Below are 18,497 nucleotides of genomic sequence, written 5' to 3'. Positions count from 1 at the left end.
TAACCGATAGACGAAGGGCGCATGCGTTCGCTGGGCGCCCTTATAATCAGGCAGATGAATTGCCGCAAGCGCAAATCAGCGAATTCTTCAAAAAAAAGACACATCAGAGGCGCCGGTCGCGGCGCCTCAATAAGTATTTGTTTTTTCCGCCTAAAATCCGTGCGCGCACGGTCGACGGAAAAGTCCTCTTACCAGCTTCCGGTGTTCTGCATCGAAGCCCAGGGTTCCTGCGGCGGCAGCGCATCGCCTTCCTGCAGGATTTCAACCGAAATGCCGTCGGGCGAGCGCACGAATGCCATATGGCCGTCGCGCGGCGGCCGGTTGATGGTGACGCCGCCATCCGCCATCTTCTGGCAGAAATCATAGATATTCTCGACCCGGTAGGCGAGGTGGCCGAAATTGCGGCCGCCGGAATATTCTTCCGGGTCCCAGTTATAGGTCAGCTCCAGCTTCGGCACGTGGTCGTTGTCGCCCTTTTCGAGATCGGCCGGCGCGGCGAGGAAAATCAGGGTGAACCGGCCCTTTTCGTTCTCGATCCGGCGGACTTCCTTCAGCCCCATCAACTCGCAGTAGAAGTGCAGCGAGGCGTCGATATCCGTTATGCGGACCATGGTGTGGAGATAATGCATAGGTCACTTTCCTGTGGGCTAAACTGAAAATTTCTGCGGCGTTGACCCGCAATTCCCGATTTCATGCGTTTGGGTATTGCAGGAATCAGATGGATGAATGTTATTCTTGCATGAAGAATCAGTTAATTCGCGGCCTGGGTTTTTCAAGGAGCGGGGGCAACATGGCCGAGAGGTCTCAAGCGGGACGATATTCTGCCGGAGAGGATGCGGGCCTTGAAGCCGGGGAACTGCTCGAGGTGACCGGCTTCGTGAAGTGGTTCGACGTCGGCAAGGGGTTTGGTTTCGTGGTGCCGGATAACGGCATGGACGATATTCTTCTCCACGTCACCTGCCTGCGCAAGGACGGCTATCAGACCATTCTGGAAGGCACCCGCGTCGTGGCGCTGGTGCAGAAGCGCGAGCGCGGCTATCAGGCGTTCCGCATCCTGTCCATGGACCAGTCCACCGCCGTCCATCCCTCGCAGATGCCGCCGGTGAAGACCCATGTCCATGTCGAGGCGACCAGCGGGCTGGAGCGGGTGATCGTCAAATGGTTCAACCGCGAAAAGGGCTTCGGATTCCTGACCCGCGGCGAGGGCACCGAGGACATCTTCATCCACATGGAGACGCTCCGCCGCTACGGGCTCACCGAGCTGGTACAGGGCCAGAGCGTGCTGGTGCGCTTCGGCGACGGGCCCAAGGGCCTGATGGCCGCCGAGGTTCATCCCGACATTCCGAACCCGATGCACCGCACCAACTGAGGCGGCGTCTGGGCCAATGATGTCCGGTTAAAAAATCGTGGGAATATCGAAAAGCGTTGAAATCACTGGATTTCGTACCTTTATTGGATTTCACGGCACGGCTTTCTATCTGCGGCTTCGGTTTAGCAAGGCCCCGCCCACCCATGCCGAGTCATCCTCGGGCTTGACCCGAGGATCCAGGCTGCACGACGGACGGCTGCAGAAAATATCATGAACTCAATGACTTGAATCGCCTGGATGCTCGGGTCGAGCCCGAGGATGACGCATGTGGAGGGGCATCAAGGAAACGCGACCGATGGCCAAACCGGACACCAGCGTCATTGGTCTGAGGCTTCAACACTTCCACAGCCTCCGGTCTGCCGGCTTCACCCTCAGGCGGCGCATCCACATTGAGTTTTGCAGCGACGCCGCATAAGGTCGGCCACGGCGGCGAGACCGTCAGGCTTCGAGGTGAGGACCCCATGAAACGCACATTCGGCAACTGGAAAATGCTGGCGGCCGCCTTTCTGCTGCTGTTTGGCGGGCTTGCGGTGGCCCAGACCGAGATCACCTTTGAAACCTCGCAACTGACGCTTCACACGGCGACCGGCGACCACGAGATCATCGTCGAGCTCGCCGATACCGAACAGCAGCGCCAGCGCGGCCTGATGTACCGCACCGAGCTTGCCCCCGATCACGGCATGATCTTCGACCTCGGTCCGCCGCGCACGGCCTCGATGTGGATGGCGAACACGCTGATCCCGCTCGACATGGTGTTCATTCGCACGGATGGCTCGGTAGCCGGCTTCTACGAACAGGCCGAGCCCGGCTCCAAACGCGTGATCGCCTCGCGCGAGCCGGTGAAATACGTGCTCGAGCTCGCCGGCGGTCAGGCGCAGGCCTACGGCCTGAAGCCCGGCGACACCGTCACCGGCCCCGCGCTCAAGCAATAACGCCGCTTCGCCTCTTTAAGTATTGCGATCGGCCCGCGAACCGTGTATCCGACCCGCATCGGCGGAGTGTAGCGCAGCCTGGTAGCGCATCTGGTTTGGGACCAGAGGGTCGGGAGTTCGAATCTCTCCACTCCGACCATTTTCCCGCAAAATCACCTCAAAACGCGATCGGCTCCTGCACCAGTTCCACGCCGAACCGCTCCCGCACCTTGCCGCGGATATGGTTGGCCAGGGAGGCGATGTCGGTGCTTGTGGCGCCGCCGTGGTTGACGAGGACGAGGGCGTGGCGGGCGTAGGTGCCGGCGGGGCCGAGGCGGAAGCCCTTGAGGCCGCATTGCTCGATCAGCCATCCGGCGGAGAGCTTTACCGTTCCATCGGGCTGTGGGTAGTGCGGAGCACCTTCGATTTCGGCGGCCTTTTGCGCGCTGACGACCGGATTGTGGAAGAACGAGCCGGCATTGCCGAGCGTCCGCCAGTCGGGAAGCTTGGAGGCGCGCAGCGCGACCACGTGGTCCAGCACCTCTTGCGCGGAGGCCTGCTCGGGCAACAGGTCGAGACCGGCGTAATCGCGTTTCGGTTGCCAAGCGGCGGGCAGGGCGAGCGTGACCGACAGGATGACATGGCGGCCGGGCTCGGCCTTGAAATGGCTCTGGCGATAGGCAAAGCGGCAGGCTGCGGCATCGAAGGTGCGGACAACGCCGTCCTTGAGATCATAGGCCTCGAGCGAATGGAAAAAATCGGAGAGCTGCGCGCCATAGGCGCCGATATTCTGGATCGGGGCGGCGCCGACCGTGCCGGGAATGCCGGCGAGGTTTTCCAGTCCCGGAATGCCTTGCGCGACGGTCCAGGTCACGAAATCGTGCCAGTTCTCGCCGGCGCCCGCCGTGACGATGGTTTCGCTTTCCGTCCGGCGCACGACCTGCCGGCCGCCGATCCGCATCAGCGCGACGATGGCCTCAAGCTGCTCGTCCAGAACCACATTGCTGCCGCCGCCGAGAATGCGCAGCGGCAGGCCGGAGGCGGCGCTTTCGCGGGCAAGGGCTGGCAGCATGGCGGGATCATCGACGATCACGGCCCGGCGCGCGGATGATTTCAGGCCGAACGTATTGCTGCCGGTCAGGTCGAAATCGGAGATCATGTCCATCGAAGGCGGTTCCAGATGTTTGGCGTCCGGCCGAGCCGGGCGCGTGACCGGTCAGATAGCTGAGAGCGCCGGCACGGCGCAAGGCCGGCCGACGCTCAGGGGGCAATACTTATCTTCTCCGGCGCTTCTGCTTCAGGTCCGCCCGTAGATCAGGTCGCGGGCGATATCGGTCGGCTGGCCGAGTCGGGCCTTGTAGATCTCGTAGTTCTCCATCACCCGCTGCACGTAATTTCGGGTCTCCGGATAGGGGATCGATTCGATCCAGTCGATCACGAAATCGAGGCTCTTTCCGCGCGGATCACCAAAGCGCTCGATCCATTGCGGAACGCGCGCCGGCCCGGCATTATAGGCGATGAAGGTGAGGATATAGGAACCGCCGAAACGGTCGATCTGCTCGCCGAGATAATGCGCGCCAAGCGTGGCGTTATAGGCGGGATCGCTGGTCAGCCGGCTTGGCGAATAGGAAAGGCCGTGCCGGCTTGCCACGCGCTGCGCGGTGGTCGGCAGAAGCTGCAGCAGTCCGCGCGCATTGGCAGGCGAGACCGCGCCGGGATTGAATTCGGTTTCCTGCCGGGCGATCGCATAGGCAAGCGCCATGCCGGAGCCGGAAATATTGGCGTTGGTCGGGATCACGCCGATGGGGAAGGCGAGTGCCGCGACATCGAGCCCGCGGCCATAGGCAATCTTGCCGATCTGGAGCGACAGCATGTGGCTGCGATCTTTTTCCGCCTGATAGGCCAGCAGCGCCAGTTCACCGGGGCTAGTAAGCTGATAGGCAAGCGCGCGATAGAGCGAATCGGCCCGCCAGCCGTGGCCGACCGATTCGAGCCGGTCGATGGCCTGAACGGCGGGGTTGCGCTGGTAGTTGGTGCGATCGCTCGCCGTCGGGCTCGGATAGGGCGCGTCGAGCCGCGTCTGGCCGAGCTTCTGCAGCGCAAGCTGGCCGTAGAAGGTGGTCTCGTACTGGCCGGCCTTGCGGTAGAAATCGCGCGCATTGCCTGGGCCGCCGGCTTCCGCGGCGCGGCCCTGCCAGTAATAGGAGCGCGATGCCGAAATCGGCGTCGTTGAAATCGCGACGATATCGGCGAAATGCTTCGAGGCGGTGCGGCCGTCATTGAGGCCCCGCAGCGCGATCCAGCCGGCGTGGAAGGCGGCATCGAGACGGTCCAGCCGACCCTCCGGCATCGCGGCGGCGACGACCTGGTAGGCCTGTCGCGGCTTTCCATCCTCATAATACTGACGCCCGATGATGCGGCTTTCATCCCACCACTGGTCCGGGTTGACGAGCGCGGCCTGGTTGCGCGGCATCTTCTTCAAGAGCGCGGCGGCGGTGTCATATTGGTTGGTCTGACGGGCATTGCGGATCTGGATGTAGAGGAAGGCCGGATCGCTGCGCCATGACGAATGCACGGCGTTGATGAGGCTACCGGCATTGTCCTGCCGGCGAATGACGGCGGCCCAGGCATTATAGAACGACTGGGCATTGCCCATTTCGGAGAACCGCTTGGCCTGGGTCGCCCGGTCACGATACATCAGGTAGATCATCCGGTTCTTGTGATCGGTCTGGCTGAGGATCGAACCGAATTCGCTGAGAATCTCGTTTTCCGAACTGGTATCGAGCGCCCATCCGGTCCAGGCGCGATCGATGATGGCGTGCGCCTTCTGCTTCTGCCCGGTCGCCATATAGGCGCGCGCAAGCAGGATCGTGCCATCCGAGGTCTCGGGCAGCGTGTTGCCGAAGGCGGCCAGCACATTATTGGGCGAGGGGTTTTCGCGCGCGAAAGCCCGTTCGGAATTGGCGCGCAGCGAGGAAAGCCCCGGCCAGCCGCGAAGCTCCTGCTGGGCCTCGGCGATTTCGGAGGAGGGGACGCCGGGCTCGCCGGAGACAGCAATCGCCCAGCTCAGGATCTGATGATCGAGGCTGTTGTCGGGCAGGCGCGCCCGCGCCTGCATCGCGCCGGGCACATTGCTGTCCTTCAGCGCATCAAGTCCCTGTTTTAGGATCGTGCTAGAGGCCGGATTGGAAATCGGCTGGCTGATCGCGCCGGTCACCTCAAGGGACGGCGGAAACGCCGAACGGTCCGGGCGGGCATAGGGGATTGGCGCGGCGGAGGGGAAATCCTGCGCAGCAAGTGATGTCATCTCCGCTGCCGTCATCACGGCGGCGAGCGAAAGCATGGAAAGTGTTTTCTTCATTCGATCATCCAGGGGTCGAATTCAGTCGGGCTCCGTCAGTCTCGTTTATCGCGGTTAATATGGCCTTAAGCTATCACAGAATCGAGCGGTTTGCTGCTTCGAATGCTAATGCTTGCAGTACCTGATGTCCGGCATTATGGTGCGCGCGATTTAACAACAAGAATGCGGCTTTATAACGAGGGCCGTCAGGAGAATCTGCATGTTCAAGGGGTCCATACCCGCCCTTGTTACGCCCTTTACAGCCGACGGCGCGGTCGACGAGCAGGCATTCGCCGCGCATGTCGACTGGCAGATCGGCGAGGGCAGCCATGGCGTGTCGCCCGTCGGCACCACCGGCGAAAGCCCGACGCTGAGCCATGACGAGCACAAACGGGTGGTCGACCTTTGCGTGGAAGTGGTCGCGGGCCGGGTCCCGGTGATCGCCGGCGCAGGCTCCAACAATACCCGCGAGGCGATCGAACTGGCGCTCCATGCCGAAAAGGCCGGCGCCGATGCGCTGCTGGTGGTCACGCCCTATTACAACAAGCCGACCCAGAAGGGGCTTTTCGCGCATTTCTCGGCGATCGCCGAGGCAACAAAGCTGCCGATCTTCATCTACAACATCCCCCCGCGCTCGGTCATCGACCTGATGCCGGAGACGATGGGCGCGCTGGTGAAGGCGCATTCCAATATCGTCGGCGTCAAGGATGCGACGGCCAAGCTCGACCGGGTTTCCGAACAGCGCATGACCTGCGGCAAGGATTTCATCCAGCTTTCGGGCGAGGATGCTACGGCGCTCGGCTTTGCCGCGCAGGGCGGCGTCGGCGCGATCTCGGTTACCGCCAATGTCGCACCGAAGCTTTGCGCAGAATTCCAGAATGCGCTTCTTGCCGGCGATTTCGCCAAGGCGCTGGAATATCAGGACCGGCTGATGCCGCTCCACCGGGCACTGTTTCTTGAACCGGGCGTTTGCGGCACTAAATACGCGCTCAACAGGATCGGCCGGATGGACGGCGCGGTCCGTCTGCCGCTGACGCCGGTGGATGACAGAACGGCCGCCGAAATCGACGCGGCGCTGAAACATGCCGGATTGCTGAACTGATCGCGACCGGCAGATAGCAGACTGGAAGACTTTCATGGCTCCGAAAGGCAGCAAGGGTGGTCGGCTGAATATCGTGGCCGAAAACCGCAAGGCACGGTTCAATTACGAAATCCTCGACACGCTCGAGGCGGGCCTTGTGTTGACCGGAACCGAGGTCAAATCGCTGCGTGAGGGCAAGGCCAATATCGCCGAATCCTACGCCTCCGACGAGGATGGCGAGATGTGGCTGATCAATTCCTACCTGCCAGAATACCTTCAGGGAAACCGCTTCAATCACGAGCCGCGCCGGCGCCGCAAGCTGCTTCTGGGCAAGCGGGAGATTCACCGCCTGCGCTCCGCGGTCAACCGCGATGGCATGACACTGATCCCGCTGAAGCTCTATTTCAACGATCGCGGTCGCGCCAAGCTCGAGCTTGCGCTCGGCAAGGGCAAGAAGCTGCACGACAAGCGCGAAACGGCCAAGAAGCGCGACTGGAACCGCGAAAAGAGCAGGCTTCTCAAGAACCTCGGCTGACGGCAACAGCGACTGCCGCCTTGGGGTGGCTCGCCGCTTCAGTCGTCGAAGTCGGAGCTCACCACTTCGGGCGTGCGCTGGGGTCGTTCCGATGGCTCGCGTCCGATTTCTTGCTTCAGCGAAACCAGATCGATGAAATGGTCTGCCTGCCGGCGCAGATCGTCGGCGATCATCGGCGGTTGGGTCGCCATGGTGGAGACCACGGAAACCTTGCGCCCCTTGCGCTGAAGCGCTTCCACCAGCGTGGTGAAATCCCCGTCGCCGGAAAAGATCACGAGATGGTCGACCGTTGCCGATTGCTCCATCGCGTCGATCGCCAGCTCGATATCCATATTGCCCTTGATCTTCCGCCGTCCCATGGAATCGGTGAATTCCTTGGCGGGCTTGGTCACGACCTTGTAGCCGTTGTAATCCAGCCAGTCGATCAGCGGGCGGATCGAGGAATATTCCTGGTCTTCGATCAGCGCCGTGTAGTAATAGGCGCGCAGCAGGTAGGCCTTGCCCTGAAAAACCTTCAGCAGTCTGCGATAATCAATATCGAAACCGAGGCCCTTGGAGGCGGCGTAAAGATTGGCGCCATCGATGAAGAGCGCAATTTTCTCGCGCGGATCAAACATAAAACATGTCCTCAAATGAAATTAGTATTTGCCACCGTCTGCAATTTAATGCGGTAGCCCTATACGGGTAAACGACGACAGATCAAATTTGTGCCAAAAAATATACAATTCACTCAGGATTTAACCATCTGCCTAAAGAATTCAACATAAAGTTTTGAGAGTCGCAATGTAACGTGGATCGCGTCGTACCGATTCACGCGCCACGGCATTGAATTGCGCCCTTGAATTCCGGGCGCGGCTCCTTTATGAGGTGCCATTCCACAGAAATCTCCTAAAAGGACAGTCAATGGCTCGTGTCACAGTTGAAGACTGTATCGACAAAGTCGACAACCGGTTCGATCTCGTTCTGCTCGCAGGACATCGTGCGCGTCTCATCTCCCAGGGCGCCCAGATCACCGTCGACCGCGACAATGATAAGAATCCGGTCGTGGCCCTTCGCGAGATCGCCGACGAAACCCTTTCGCCCGACGATCTGAAGGAAGACCTGATCCATTCGCTTCAGCGCCACGTCGAGGTCGACGAACCCGAGGCCGACAGCTCTGCCAGCGCTTCGGCCGACGAGGACGCCGCCGAGCCCGCGGAGCGCCCGGACATGCCGGACGCCATCCCCTTCGACCAGATGTCGGAAGAAGAGCTTCGCTCCGGCATTGAAGGCCTGGTTCCGCCGGAAAAAGGCGACGACTACTGATATTGCCGGCTGCGGGCGCACCCCGCGGCCGCTTTCCATTTCAGCGGACTTGAGGTCCGCATTGCGCCCGTAATGGGCCCGGTCACTGAGCCATGATGCGGCAATACGAACTCGTAGAGCGGGTACAGAAATATAAGCCTGACGCCGATATCGCGCTGCTCAACAAGGCCTATGTCTACGCCATGCAGAAGCATGGGCGGCAGAAGCGCGCCAGCGGCGATCCCTACATCTCGCACCCGCTCGAAGTCGCGGCGATCCTGACCGACCTGCATATGGACGAGTCGACGATCGCGGTCGCGCTGCTGCACGACACGATCGAGGATACCTCGGCGACGCGTGACGAGATCGACCAGTTCTTTGGCGACGAGATCGGCGCTCTGGTCGAGGGGCTTACCAAGATCAAGCGGCTCGACCTGGTCTCCCGCAAGGCGCAGCAGGCCGAAAACCTGCGCAAGCTGTTTCTCGCCGTGGCCGATGATGTGCGCGTGCTGCTGGTCAAGCTTGCCGACCGGCTCCACAACATGCGCACGCTTTATTACATGCGCGCCGACAAGCGCCGGCGGATTTCCGAGGAGACGATGGAAATCTATGCGCCGCTCGCCGGCCGCATGGGCATGCAGGACATGCGCGAGGAACTGGAGGACCTGTCCTTCCAGTATATCAACCCGGAAGCCTATCAGACCATCCGCGACAAGCTGCAGGACCTCGCCGGCCAGAACCAGGCCATGGTCAAGAGCATCGAGGACGAACTCAAGGCGCTCCTGACCGAACACGGGCTCGTCGACGTCAAGGTCAAGGGTCGGCTGAAGAAGCCGTTCTCGATCTTCAACAAGATGCAGTCGAAATCGCTGTCCTTCGAACAGATGTCGGACCTTTACGGCTTCCGGATCATCGTCGATGAGCTTGAGAGCTGTTACCGGGCGCTCGGTTTGGTGCACACCCGCTGGCGCATGGTGCCGGAACGCTTCAAGGACTACATCTCCAATCCCAAGCAGAACGGTTACCAGTCGCTGCACACCACCATTGTCGGTCCGCTCAGGCAGCGCATTGAGCTGCAGATTCGCACCCGCGCAATGCATGATATCGCCGAATACGGCATCGCCGCCCATTCCCTCTACAAGGAGGGCAGGGGGGCTGGCGCGGCCAATGACGAAACCAACGTGTTCTCCTGGTTCCGCAAGACCATCGAGGCGCTGGCGGAAGGCGACAGCCCCGAGGAATTTCTCGAGCACACCAAGCTGGAACTGTTTCAGGACCAGGTGTTCTGCTTCACGCCCAAGGGGCAGCTCATCGCGCTGCCGAAGGACGCGACGCCGATCGATTTCGCCTATGCGGTTCACACCAATATCGGCGATACCTGTGTCGGCGCCAAGGTGAACGGGCGGATGATGCCGCTGGTAACCCGGCTCAACAATGGCGACGAGGTGGAGATCATCCGCTCCGGCGTGCAGGTGCCGCCGCCGGCCTGGGAGGGCATCGTCGTCACCGGCAAGGCGCGCGCGGCAATCCGCAGGGCAACGCGCGCGGCGATCCGCAAGCAGTATAGCGGCCTCGGCTACCGGATTCTCGAGCGCACCTTTGCCCGTTCGGGCAAGACCTTCTCGCGCGAGGTGCTGGCCTCGGTTCTGCACCGTCTCGGCCAGAGCGATGTCGAGGATGTGATCGCCGCCGTCGGGCGCAACGAGCTCTCCTCCGTCGATGTGCTGAAGGCCGTGTTCCCGGATCACAAGGATGAGCGCGTCACCATCAAGCCAAACGTCGAGGATGGTTGGGTGAGCCTGCCGAAAGGCGAGGGCATGGCGTTTCGCCTGCCGGACGCCGACAGCGAGGCGGGCGTGCCGCTGCGCGGTCTCAACGGCGCGGCGATCGTGCGGTTTTCGCCCTCGGGCGCGGTGCCCGGCGACCGCATCGTCGGCATCACCGAGGATGACGGCAGCATCACGGTCTACCCGATCCAGTCGCCTGGCCTGCAGCAATACGAGGACCAGCCCGATCGATGGGTCGACATCCGCTGGGATATCGATTCCACCAATGACAAGCGGTTTCGCGCGCGCATTGGCATCAATGTGCTGAACGAGCCCGGCACGCTCGCTCGCATCACTTCGACCATCGCGACGCTCGACGTCAATATCCGCTCGATCCGGATGGATGTGATCGCGGAGGATTTCGCCGAGGTCGGCATGGATATGGAGGTCTGGGACCTGCGTCAGTTGACGCAGACGATCAACCAGCTCAAGGCGCTCGATTGCGTGGCGACCGTCAAGCGGGAATTCGTCTGAAGCGGCGCGCGCCATCGGTTGACGACGGACAATGGCCACGGCCGCGATGGAACATTATGGTTCAAGTTTGCGTCTAACAGTCATCAACCGACGAAAGGCAGGAACGCCATGTGGGATGGTTTACGCGACTTCTTCAAACGCTTCACGCACCCCAAGGTCAGCGAAAGCGAGGCCGAGGGCGTGAAGCACGTGATGGACAATATCGATCACAATTTCGACCCCGGCCGTCCGAAACCCGAAGATTTGCGGGAGAGCGACGATGAAGAGGTGCGCCGCCGCGTGAAGCCGGACTGAGTTTCGCCAAAACGCGCTTGCATTCATCCTCCCAGCTGTCAAAACTAGATCATGCTTTTCAAGAGACGTTCTCCGGCAAGTTTTTGGCAGCGATTGCGCGGCGCGGTCTGGCCCAGAAAGGGCTTCTGGCGCGTACCGGTCTATATCTATCACCGCACCGTGCGGCTGCGGGGAACGCCGCATGCGATCGCCATGGGGATTGCTGCGGGCGTTTTTGTATCCTGGACGCCGTTCATCGGCCTGCATTTCGTTTCCGCCTTTGCAATCGCCTTTGTTTTCGGCGGGAATTTGTTTGCAGCAGCCCTTGGCACAGCCTTCGGCAATCCACTCACCTTTCCCTTCATATGGCTTTCCACATGGAAATTCGGCAGTTTTCTGCTGGGGCGCAGCGCCGAAGGGCGTCAGCATATCGACCTTGTCGATCTCGTGAAGAAATTCGAGCTTTCCGATCTCTGGAAACCGCTGCTGGAGCCGATGATCGTCGGGTCGATCATTCCCGCGCTCGTCTGCGGCGGTCTGTTCTATGTAGCCACCTATTATGCGGTGCAGTCGTTCCAGACACGCCGTCAGGCGATGATCGCGGCGCGCCAGGCCGAGCTCCAGAACGGGGCCATGAACGGTTCGAAGAATTGAAATCACCGGGAGGAATGCCATGATCGTCGGCCTCGGCAGCGATCTGATCGATATCAGGCGCGTGGAAAAGACCATCGAGCGCTTCGGCGAGCGGTTCACCGCGCGCTGCTTCACCGATATCGAACAGGCCAAGTCTGACCGGCGGCGAAACCGCGCCGCCTCCTACGCCAAGCGCTTCGCCGCCAAGGAGGCCTGCTCCAAGGCGCTTGGCACCGGCATCGCGCGGGGCGTGTTCTGGAAGGATATGGGCGTGGTCAACCTGCCCGGCGGCAAGCCGACAATGAAGCTCACCGGCGGCGCCGGCATAGCCCTCGCGCGCCTGATTCCCGAAGGTCATGAGGCGCGGATCCACATCACCATCACCGATGATTACCCGCTCGCGCAGGCCTTCGTCATCATCGAGGCGGTGGAGGAGGGGGCGAAACCTTCTTAAAAACATTGCCCGTTTTTGGCTAAGGGGCTAAAGCTCATGGCGAAACCGGTGAGCAAAAGGAAGCACTGCGTGTCTGAAAAAGAAGAAAAACAGGAAAGCTCGCTGTGGAGCAATGTTAAGGTCATCGTCCAGGCCTTGCTTCTGGCGGTGGTCATCAAGACCTTCCTGTTTCAGCCTTTCACGATTCCCTCCGGATCGATGATGCCGACGCTTCTGGTCGGCGACTATCTGTTCGTGAACAAGTTTTCCTACGGTTATTCGCGCTATTCCCTCCCATTCTCGCCGAACCTGTTTTCAGGCCGCATTTTCGGCAGCGATCCCGATCGCGGCGATGTCGTCGTGTTTCGCTATCCGCCGAACCCCGATATCGATTACATCAAGCGCGTGATCGGCCTTCCCGGCGACCGGGTGCAGGTCAGAAACGGTATTCTCTACCTGAACGACGAGCCGGTGCCGCGCACCGCCGATGGCACCTTCACCTCCGACTATCGCCGCGATCCGGGCCGCGATATCCCTGTCTTCCGCGAAACGCTGCCCGATGGCGTCAGCTACGACACGCTCGACGAATTGCGCAACGGTCCCGGCGACAATACCCGCGAGTTCATCGTGCCCGAGGACCATTATTTCATGATGGGCGACAATCGCGACAACTCGCTCGACAGCCGTTTCGATGTCGGTTTCGTGCCGGCCGAAAACCTCGTTGGCCGCGCCAGCCTGATTTTCTTCTCGCTCGGCAACGACACCTCCTTCGCGCAGATATGGAAGTGGCCGTTCAACATGCGCTGGGACCGCATGTTCAAGGTTATCGGTGGCTGAATGGCGGAGAGGCACGGCGCTGATGTCGACGCATTTGCCGAGCTGATCGGCTTCGATTTCGCCGATCGCAAGCGCCTCGCGCTGGCGCTGACGCATGCCAGCGCGCGCAGCGGCAAGGACGACAATTACGAGCGGCTGGAATTTCTCGGCGACCGGGTGCTGGGGCTGGTGATTGCCGAGAACCTGTTCCGACTGTTTCCGGGCGCAAGCGAAGGCGAGCTTTCGGTGCGGCTGAACCAGCTTGTCAGCGCCGAGGCGTGCGCGCGGGTTGCCGATGATCTCGGCCTGCACCGGTTCATCAAGACCGGACAGGACGTGAAGAAGCTTACCGGCAAGCGGGTGCTTTCGATCCGCGCCGATGTCGTCGAAAGCGTGATCGCGGCGCTCTATCTGGAAGGCGGGCTGAAGCCCGCGCGCGATTTCATCGAAACCTGGTGGAAGCCGCTGTTTGCCGACGGCGTGACGCTGCGCCGCGACGCCAAGACCGAATTGCAGGAATGGGCGCATGCCCGCTTCGGCCAGACGCCGGTCTACAAGGTCGAGGACCGTTCCGGTCCCGATCACGAGCCGCGCTTCACGGTGACGGTCACCGTCAGCGGCGTTGCGCCGGAAACCGGCATTGATCGCTCCAAGCGCGCCGCCGAACAGGTCGCGGCCACCCGGCTTCTGGAGCGCGAAGGCGTGTGGTCGGCAGAGAGCTGAACCTGATTTTTTGAATCTGTTATAGTGCGGTCCGCCATGATGCGGAAAGCCGCAGGAGTTGCCATTCATGACCGAGACTGAAACCATGCCGGAGGGTGCCGAAACCCGATCCGGCTTTGTTGCCCTGATCGGCCCGACCAATGCCGGCAAATCCACGCTGGTGAACCGCCTTGTCGGCGTCAAGGTGACGATCGTCAGCCACAAGGTGCAGACGACGCGCGCCACGCTGCGCGGCATCGCCATCCACGACAGAACGCAGATCGTGTTCATGGACACGCCCGGCATCTTCAAGCCGCGCCGCAGGCTCGATCGCGCCATGGTGATGGCCGCCTGGAGCGGCGCGCGCGACGCCGACCTCATCGTGCTGCTGATCGACAGCGAGCGCGGCCTCAAGGGCGACGCGGAGGCCATTCTCGAAGGCCTGAAAGAGGTGCGCCACCCGAAGATCCTGGTGCTGAACAAGATCGACCGCGTGCGTCCGGAAGACCTGCTGAAGCTCGCCTCGGCTGCCAATGAGGCGATCGATTTCGAGGAGACCTTCATGATCTCCGCCACCACCGGTTCCGGCTGTGACGATCTGATGGGCTTTCTGGCGAAGCGGCTTCCCGAGGGCCCTTGGTACTATCCGGAAGACCAGATTTCCGATCTGCCGATGCGCCAGCTCGCCGCCGAGATTACCCGTGAAAAACTGTTCCTGCGGGTGCATCAGGAACTGCCCTATTCCTCTCATGTCGAGACGGAGAAATGGGAAGAGCGCAAGGATGGTTCGGTGCGCATCGAACAGGTGATCTATGTCGAACGCGACAGCCAGAAGAAGATCGCGCTCGGCAAGAACGGCGAAGCGATCAAGGCGATTTCCATGAGCGCTCGCAAGGAGTTGTCGGAAATTCTTGATCAGCCGGTTCACCTCTTCCTGTTCGTGAAGGTGCGGGAGAACTGGGGCGACGATCCGGCCCGCTACCGCGAAATCGGGCTCGATTACTCGGATTGATCCGTCGGGAGACGCAGCACCTTGGAATGGCAGGATGAGGGCATTGTTCTGGGCAGCCGCCGCCACGGCGAGACCAGCGTGATCGCCGAGGTGATGACGGTGGATCATGGCCGCCATCTCGGCATGGTACGCGGCGGCCGGTCGCGGACGATGCGGCCGGTTCTGCAGCCCGGCAACCGGGTCTCGCTCCACTGGCGCGCGCGGCTTTCCGAGCATCTTGGCGAATTCCGGGTCGAGCCGATCGAACAGCGCGCGGCGTTTCTGATGCTGTCCGCCCCGGCGCTTCACGGCGTCCAGGCGATGGCGGCGCTGCTCAGGCTGCTGCCGGAGCGTGACCCGCACCGCCATCTCTGCGCCGCGATGGAGGTGATCATTTCCCATCTCGACGATGCCAGCGCCGCCGGCGAATTGTTCGTGCGGTTTGAACTGGCGCTGCTCAACGAACTCGGTTTCGGCCTGGATCTCGCCCAATGCGCGGCAAGCGGCGTGACGACGGACCTTGCCTATGTCTCGCCGAAGACCGGCCGCGCGGTCTCCCAGACGGCGGGAACGCCCTATGCCGATCGCATGCTGGCGCTGCCGGTGTTTCTGCGCCCTGACATGAACGAAGCCGCCGATCGGGCCGACCTGGAAGCCGGTTTCCGGCTGACCGGATTCTTTCTCAACCGCCACGTCTACGAGCCGCGCGGCCTCAAACCGGCCATGGCGCGCGAAAGCTTCATCCAGGCCACGCTGAAGGCGCTCGACGCTGCTTCGGCCTGAGTGAATGTGAACTACAGGTTCTCGGCGAGCGCGCAGAATTCCGCGATGCTGAGCGTTTCGGCGCGGCGCGTCGGCTCGATGCCGGCCCTGGCGAGCAGCGCTTCACCGCCGAGGCTCTTGATGCTCTGGCGCAGCATCTTGCGGCGCTGGCCGAAGGCGGCCTGCGTCACCCGCTCCAGCGCTGCAGCTGCAACCGGGATCGGTTCGGCGCGGGGCGTCATGTGCACCACGCTGGAGGTGACCTTGGGCGGCGGGGTGAAGGCCTGCGGCGGCACGTCGAAGGCGATGCGTGCCTCGGTCCGCCATCCGGCGAGCACGCCCAGCCGACCATAGTGGTTGTCGCCGGCTTCCGCGACGATGCGCTGGGCGACTTCCTTCTGGAACATCAGCGTCAGCGATTGCCAGTAGGGCGGCCATGCGCGCGGCAGCAGCCAGTTCACCAGCAGCTGGGTGCCGACATTATAGGGCAGGTTGGAAATGATCCTGACAGGGTGATCGCCGGCAAGGGCGGCGAAATCCGTCTTCAGCGCATCGCCGCTGATGATCTCCAGCCGGCCCGGATAGTGAGACGCGATCTCCTCAAGCGCCGGCAGGCAGCGTTCGTCGCGCTCGATCACCGTGAGCTTCTCCGCGCCGAGCGAGAGGATCGCCCGCGTCAACCCTCCGGGGCCGGGGCCGACCTCGATGACATGCGCGCCTTTAAGATCGCCGGCGGTGCGGGCAATCTTCTGGGTGAGGTTCAGATCGAGCAGAAAATTCTGGCCGAGCGCCTTCTTCGCGTCGAGATTATGGGCGGCCAGAACCGCGCGCAGCGGCGGCAGGTCGTCGATCTGGCTCATGCTGCGCGTTCCGAAAGCTCAGCCGCAAGCTTCAGCGCCTCTTCAAGGCTTGTCGGGTCGGCAACGCCCTTGTCGGCGATGTTGAAGGCCGTGCCGTGGTCCGGCGAGGTGCGCACGAAGGGCAGGCCGAGCGTCACGTTGACGCCGTCCTCGAAGCCGAGCGTCTTCACCGGTATCAGCGCCTGATCGTGATACATGCAGATCGCCGCATCGTAGCGGCTGCGCGCGGCGGCGTGGAACATGGTATCGGCGGGGAGCGGGCCTGCGACATCAATGCCATCGGCGCGCAGGCGCTCAAGCGCCGGGCGCACGATCTCCTCGTCCTCGCGGCCTATCGTGCCCTGCTCGCCCGCATGGGGGTTGAGGCCAGCGACGGCGAGGCGCGGCGCGGCCAGACCGAAGCGGGATTTGAGCTCTTGCGCCGTGATGCGGATCGTATCCACGATCAAGGCCTCATCGAGGGCTGCCGGCACGTCCTTCAGCGGAATATGGATCGTGACCGGCACCACCCGCAATGCCGGGCAGGCGAGCATCATCACCGGGCGCACGGCCTTTCCGGTCTCGCGCCCGGCAAGGGCGGCGAGAAACTCGGTATGGCCCGGATGTTTAAAGCCCGCGCTGTAGAGCACCGACTTGGCGATCGGATTTGTGACCACGGCGCTCGTCTTGCCGCGCATGGTGAGCTTCACCGCGGTCTCGATCGCCGCGATTGTGCCTTCTCCGGTCGCGGGATCGGGTTTTCCGGGCGCGGTGTTGAGCGCGGTGTCGATCGCGAACACCGGCAGGGTCTCGTCGAACCGCTCAAGCGCTGCCTCCGGCGCGGTGATCTCGATCGGGATATCCAGCCCGAGCATTTCGGCGCGCGCGGCAAGAATGCGCGGATCGCCGAGATAGATGAAGGGCGGCAGGCCGCTTTCGCCGCGTCTCTGCCATGCCTTCAGGGCAATCTCGGGGCCGATGCCGGCAGGATCACCCTGCGTCAGCGCCAGCGGTTTTACGGTGTCCGTTGCCAAGGATTACGACTTGCCCGGGGTGACGATCTGCGCCTTGTCCCGCAATTCCTCGAGATACTTCTCGCTTTCGGCGTCCGTGTCCATCTCGGCGGAATCTTCCTTGTTGCTCAGCACCAGGCGGGCGGCATAGTCGTCGCTGGCGGTCTTGCGCTCGCACACGGCCAGAAACTCCGCGCCCACCGGCGTGGTGATGACGGAGGTGGTGTCGCCGCTCGATTTGATGACCGGGTCCTTCCACTGGGCCGGCAATTGCGGCTCGAGGAAGCGGCCGAGATCGATCACGGTGACGTCGTTCATGGACGCGGCAAACGGGATCGCCTGATCGCAGCCGGGGAACTTCTTGCGCGCGGCTTCGGCTTCACGCTTGCGCTTGGCCAGCAGCGAGCCGCGCTCCTTTTCTGGCACCACGAAGACGATCCGCTTCAGCAGGTACTCGGTGGTTTCGGGCTTCTTGCCTTCCTTTTCGGCCGCTTCCAGCTGCGGGATGAACTCGTCGTCGGGAAGCAGCGTGTTGGTGCCGTAGCGGGCGCGCAGAAGCTGACCCCAGCTCATGCTGACGGCGATGAAGAACTTGAAGTGATCGACGCCGACGCCAGCCTGATTGAGAATGCTGCTCATCTGGGCGACCGACATCTTGTTGCCATTGGCGAAGTTCTGGAACGCATCATCAACCTCCGCCTGGGTGACGGATGCGCCGCGGAACGCGATTTCGGACTGTTTCAGCGCCTGGTCGATCATCGCCTCGCGCGCCTTGGCGTCGGTCGCGCCCTTGGTGCCCATCAGCCGCAACAGGGCCTTGCGCTTGGCGATATCGTCATTGGTGATCGGCACATTGTTGACGATCACCTCGATATCGACGGTCTTGGCGAAAGCCGTCTGGGCGGGCACGCCGACGATCGATGCGGTCGCGATCACAGCAGCGGCAAAGGCATTCACGGTAAATCTGGCGGCGTTCATGTCTTATTCCTTTCCCCGGCCGGGGCGAAAACGCCAACCGGCCGCATCCGTATCTCTTGTCCGCGGGACGTCTCGGCCTCCCTGGAGGCGATCGAATTCACCCAACCGCCTCAAGTCCCGCGCTGCCAGGAGACATGTAAGGCCGGGAGTCCGGCCGCATATCGATCCTGAACCTATAAGGGAAATGTTTTGTCCATTTCAGCGGCAAAAGCAAGGCGTCGCCGCGATTCGTTGTTT

The 18,497-nt window shown here is 62.1% G+C and carries 20 protein-coding genes and 2 tRNA genes (1 of these 22 running past the window's edge); 14 read left to right on the top strand and 8 right to left on the bottom strand.

The genetic code is table 11. From position 1 onward, the window contains the following. Both V6767_RS00255 and V6767_RS00250 read right to left on the bottom strand, forming a co-directional pair. Window positions 1-21 (bottom strand) — tRNA-Glu (locus V6767_RS00255); it reaches 154 nt to the left of the window's first position. Between the two features lie 167 nt (window positions 22-188). After that, on the bottom strand, window positions 189-629 hold the full coding sequence (locus V6767_RS00250) for a VOC family protein (RefSeq protein ID WP_448471586.1): 441 nt from the start codon (window positions 627-629) through the stop codon (window positions 189-191). A 161-nt stretch (window positions 630-790) separates the two neighbouring features. Between V6767_RS00250 and V6767_RS00245 the strand changes: the two genes are divergently transcribed. The 3 genes from V6767_RS00245 to V6767_RS00235 all read left to right on the top strand — a co-directional run bounded on the left by V6767_RS00245 (window position 791) and on the right by V6767_RS00235 (window position 2,440). After that, window positions 791-1,369, top strand: a complete 579-nt coding sequence (locus tag V6767_RS00245) for a cold-shock protein (RefSeq protein WP_448471585.1) — start codon at window positions 791-793, stop codon at window positions 1,367-1,369. A 461-nt stretch (window positions 1,370-1,830) separates the two neighbouring features. Then, window positions 1,831-2,301 (top strand): DUF192 domain-containing protein, encoded by a 471-nt coding sequence (locus V6767_RS00240; RefSeq protein ID WP_448471584.1) that lies wholly within the window; start codon window positions 1,831-1,833, stop codon window positions 2,299-2,301. Window positions 2,302-2,363: 62 nt separating this feature from the next. Then, window positions 2,364-2,440: transfer RNA gene (locus tag V6767_RS00235), tRNA-Pro, on the top strand. 18 nt (window positions 2,441-2,458) lie between these two features. On the opposite strand, the gene murB is transcribed toward V6767_RS00235, so the two are convergent. Beyond that, window positions 2,459-3,445: a UDP-N-acetylmuramate dehydrogenase gene (gene murB / locus V6767_RS00230; RefSeq protein ID WP_448471583.1), complete on the bottom strand. Its 987-nt coding sequence runs from the start codon at window positions 3,443-3,445 to the stop codon at window positions 2,459-2,461. 132 nt (window positions 3,446-3,577) lie between these two features. Further along, window positions 3,578-5,641, bottom strand: a complete 2,064-nt coding sequence (locus tag V6767_RS00225; RefSeq protein ID WP_448471582.1) for a transglycosylase SLT domain-containing protein — start codon at window positions 5,639-5,641, stop codon at window positions 3,578-3,580. A gap of 199 nt (window positions 5,642-5,840) precedes the next feature. On the opposite strand from V6767_RS00225, the gene dapA reads away from it, so the two are divergent. Beyond that, a complete protein-coding gene (gene dapA, locus V6767_RS00220; RefSeq protein ID WP_448471581.1) occupies window positions 5,841-6,722 on the top strand; it encodes a 4-hydroxy-tetrahydrodipicolinate synthase in 882 nt (293 codons plus the stop codon). A gap of 34 nt (window positions 6,723-6,756) precedes the next feature. Then, entirely contained in the window at window positions 6,757-7,236 is a 480-nt protein-coding gene (gene smpB, locus V6767_RS00215; RefSeq protein ID WP_230720559.1) for an SsrA-binding protein SmpB, read from the top strand. Between the two features lie 38 nt (window positions 7,237-7,274). Here the strand turns inward: smpB and V6767_RS00210 are convergent, their stop codons facing one another. After that, the gene (locus V6767_RS00210) at window positions 7,275-7,853 is read right to left on the bottom strand and encodes a LabA-like NYN domain-containing protein (protein ID WP_448428657.1); all 579 of its coding nucleotides are present in this window, start codon (window positions 7,851-7,853) and stop codon (window positions 7,275-7,277) included. Window positions 7,854-8,139: 286 nt separating this feature from the next. Here V6767_RS00210 and rpoZ point away from each other — a divergent pair, with 286 nt between their 5' ends. From rpoZ to recO, 9 genes are all read left to right on the top strand, one after another. After that, window positions 8,140-8,541 carry a DNA-directed RNA polymerase subunit omega gene (gene rpoZ, locus V6767_RS00205; RefSeq protein ID WP_230720557.1) on the top strand — a complete coding sequence of 134 codons (402 nt, stop codon included), beginning with the start codon at window positions 8,140-8,142 and terminating at the stop codon, window positions 8,539-8,541. Window positions 8,542-8,633: 92 nt separating this feature from the next. Continuing rightward, entirely contained in the window at window positions 8,634-10,820 is a 2,187-nt protein-coding gene (locus V6767_RS00200; RefSeq protein ID WP_448471580.1) for a RelA/SpoT family protein, read from the top strand. 108 nt (window positions 10,821-10,928) lie between these two features. Beyond that, on the top strand, window positions 10,929-11,114 hold the full coding sequence (locus V6767_RS00195) for a hypothetical protein (protein WP_448471579.1): 186 nt from the start codon (window positions 10,929-10,931) through the stop codon (window positions 11,112-11,114). A gap of 51 nt (window positions 11,115-11,165) precedes the next feature. Then, window positions 11,166-11,747, top strand: a complete 582-nt coding sequence (locus tag V6767_RS00190) for a DUF2062 domain-containing protein (protein WP_448471578.1) — start codon at window positions 11,166-11,168, stop codon at window positions 11,745-11,747. 19 nt (window positions 11,748-11,766) lie between these two features. Beyond that, complete coding sequence (gene acpS / locus V6767_RS00185; RefSeq protein WP_448471577.1) at window positions 11,767-12,180, top strand: holo-ACP synthase; 414 nt, start codon at window positions 11,767-11,769, stop codon at window positions 12,178-12,180. Window positions 12,181-12,249: 69 nt separating this feature from the next. Continuing rightward, window positions 12,250-12,996 (top strand): signal peptidase I, encoded by a 747-nt coding sequence (gene lepB, locus V6767_RS00180; RefSeq protein WP_448471576.1) that lies wholly within the window; start codon window positions 12,250-12,252, stop codon window positions 12,994-12,996. After that, on the top strand, window positions 12,997-13,698 hold the full coding sequence (rnc, locus tag V6767_RS00175) for a ribonuclease III (protein ID WP_448471575.1): 702 nt from the start codon (window positions 12,997-12,999) through the stop codon (window positions 13,696-13,698). A 67-nt stretch (window positions 13,699-13,765) separates the two neighbouring features. Next, the gene (gene era, locus V6767_RS00170; RefSeq protein WP_448471574.1) at window positions 13,766-14,689 is read left to right on the top strand and encodes a GTPase Era; all 924 of its coding nucleotides are present in this window, start codon (window positions 13,766-13,768) and stop codon (window positions 14,687-14,689) included. 21 nt (window positions 14,690-14,710) lie between these two features. Further along, window positions 14,711-15,451: a DNA repair protein RecO gene (recO, locus tag V6767_RS00165; protein ID WP_448471573.1), complete on the top strand. Its 741-nt coding sequence runs from the start codon at window positions 14,711-14,713 to the stop codon at window positions 15,449-15,451. Between the two features lie 11 nt (window positions 15,452-15,462). Here the strand turns inward: recO and rsmA are convergent, their stop codons facing one another. The 3 genes from rsmA to V6767_RS00150 are packed head-to-tail and all read right to left on the bottom strand — an operon-like array spanning window position 15,463 to window position 18,260. Then, the gene (gene rsmA / locus V6767_RS00160; RefSeq protein WP_448471572.1) at window positions 15,463-16,290 is read right to left on the bottom strand and encodes a 16S rRNA (adenine(1518)-N(6)/adenine(1519)-N(6))-dimethyltransferase RsmA; all 828 of its coding nucleotides are present in this window, start codon (window positions 16,288-16,290) and stop codon (window positions 15,463-15,465) included. Continuing rightward, the gene (pdxA, locus tag V6767_RS00155; RefSeq protein ID WP_448471571.1) at window positions 16,287-17,303 is read right to left on the bottom strand and encodes a 4-hydroxythreonine-4-phosphate dehydrogenase PdxA; all 1,017 of its coding nucleotides are present in this window, start codon (window positions 17,301-17,303) and stop codon (window positions 16,287-16,289) included. The genes rsmA and pdxA overlap by 4 nt, the downstream gene beginning before the upstream one ends. A 3-nt stretch (window positions 17,304-17,306) precedes the next feature. After that, window positions 17,307-18,260, bottom strand: coding sequence for a peptidylprolyl isomerase (locus V6767_RS00150; protein WP_448471570.1), 954 nt, complete (start codon window positions 18,258-18,260; stop codon window positions 17,307-17,309). Window positions 18,261-18,497 lie beyond the last annotated feature (237 nt).

The sequence above is a fragment of the Martelella sp. FLE1502 genome, assembly GCF_053484255.1.
This window is presented reverse-complemented; position numbering and strand designations above follow the sequence as displayed.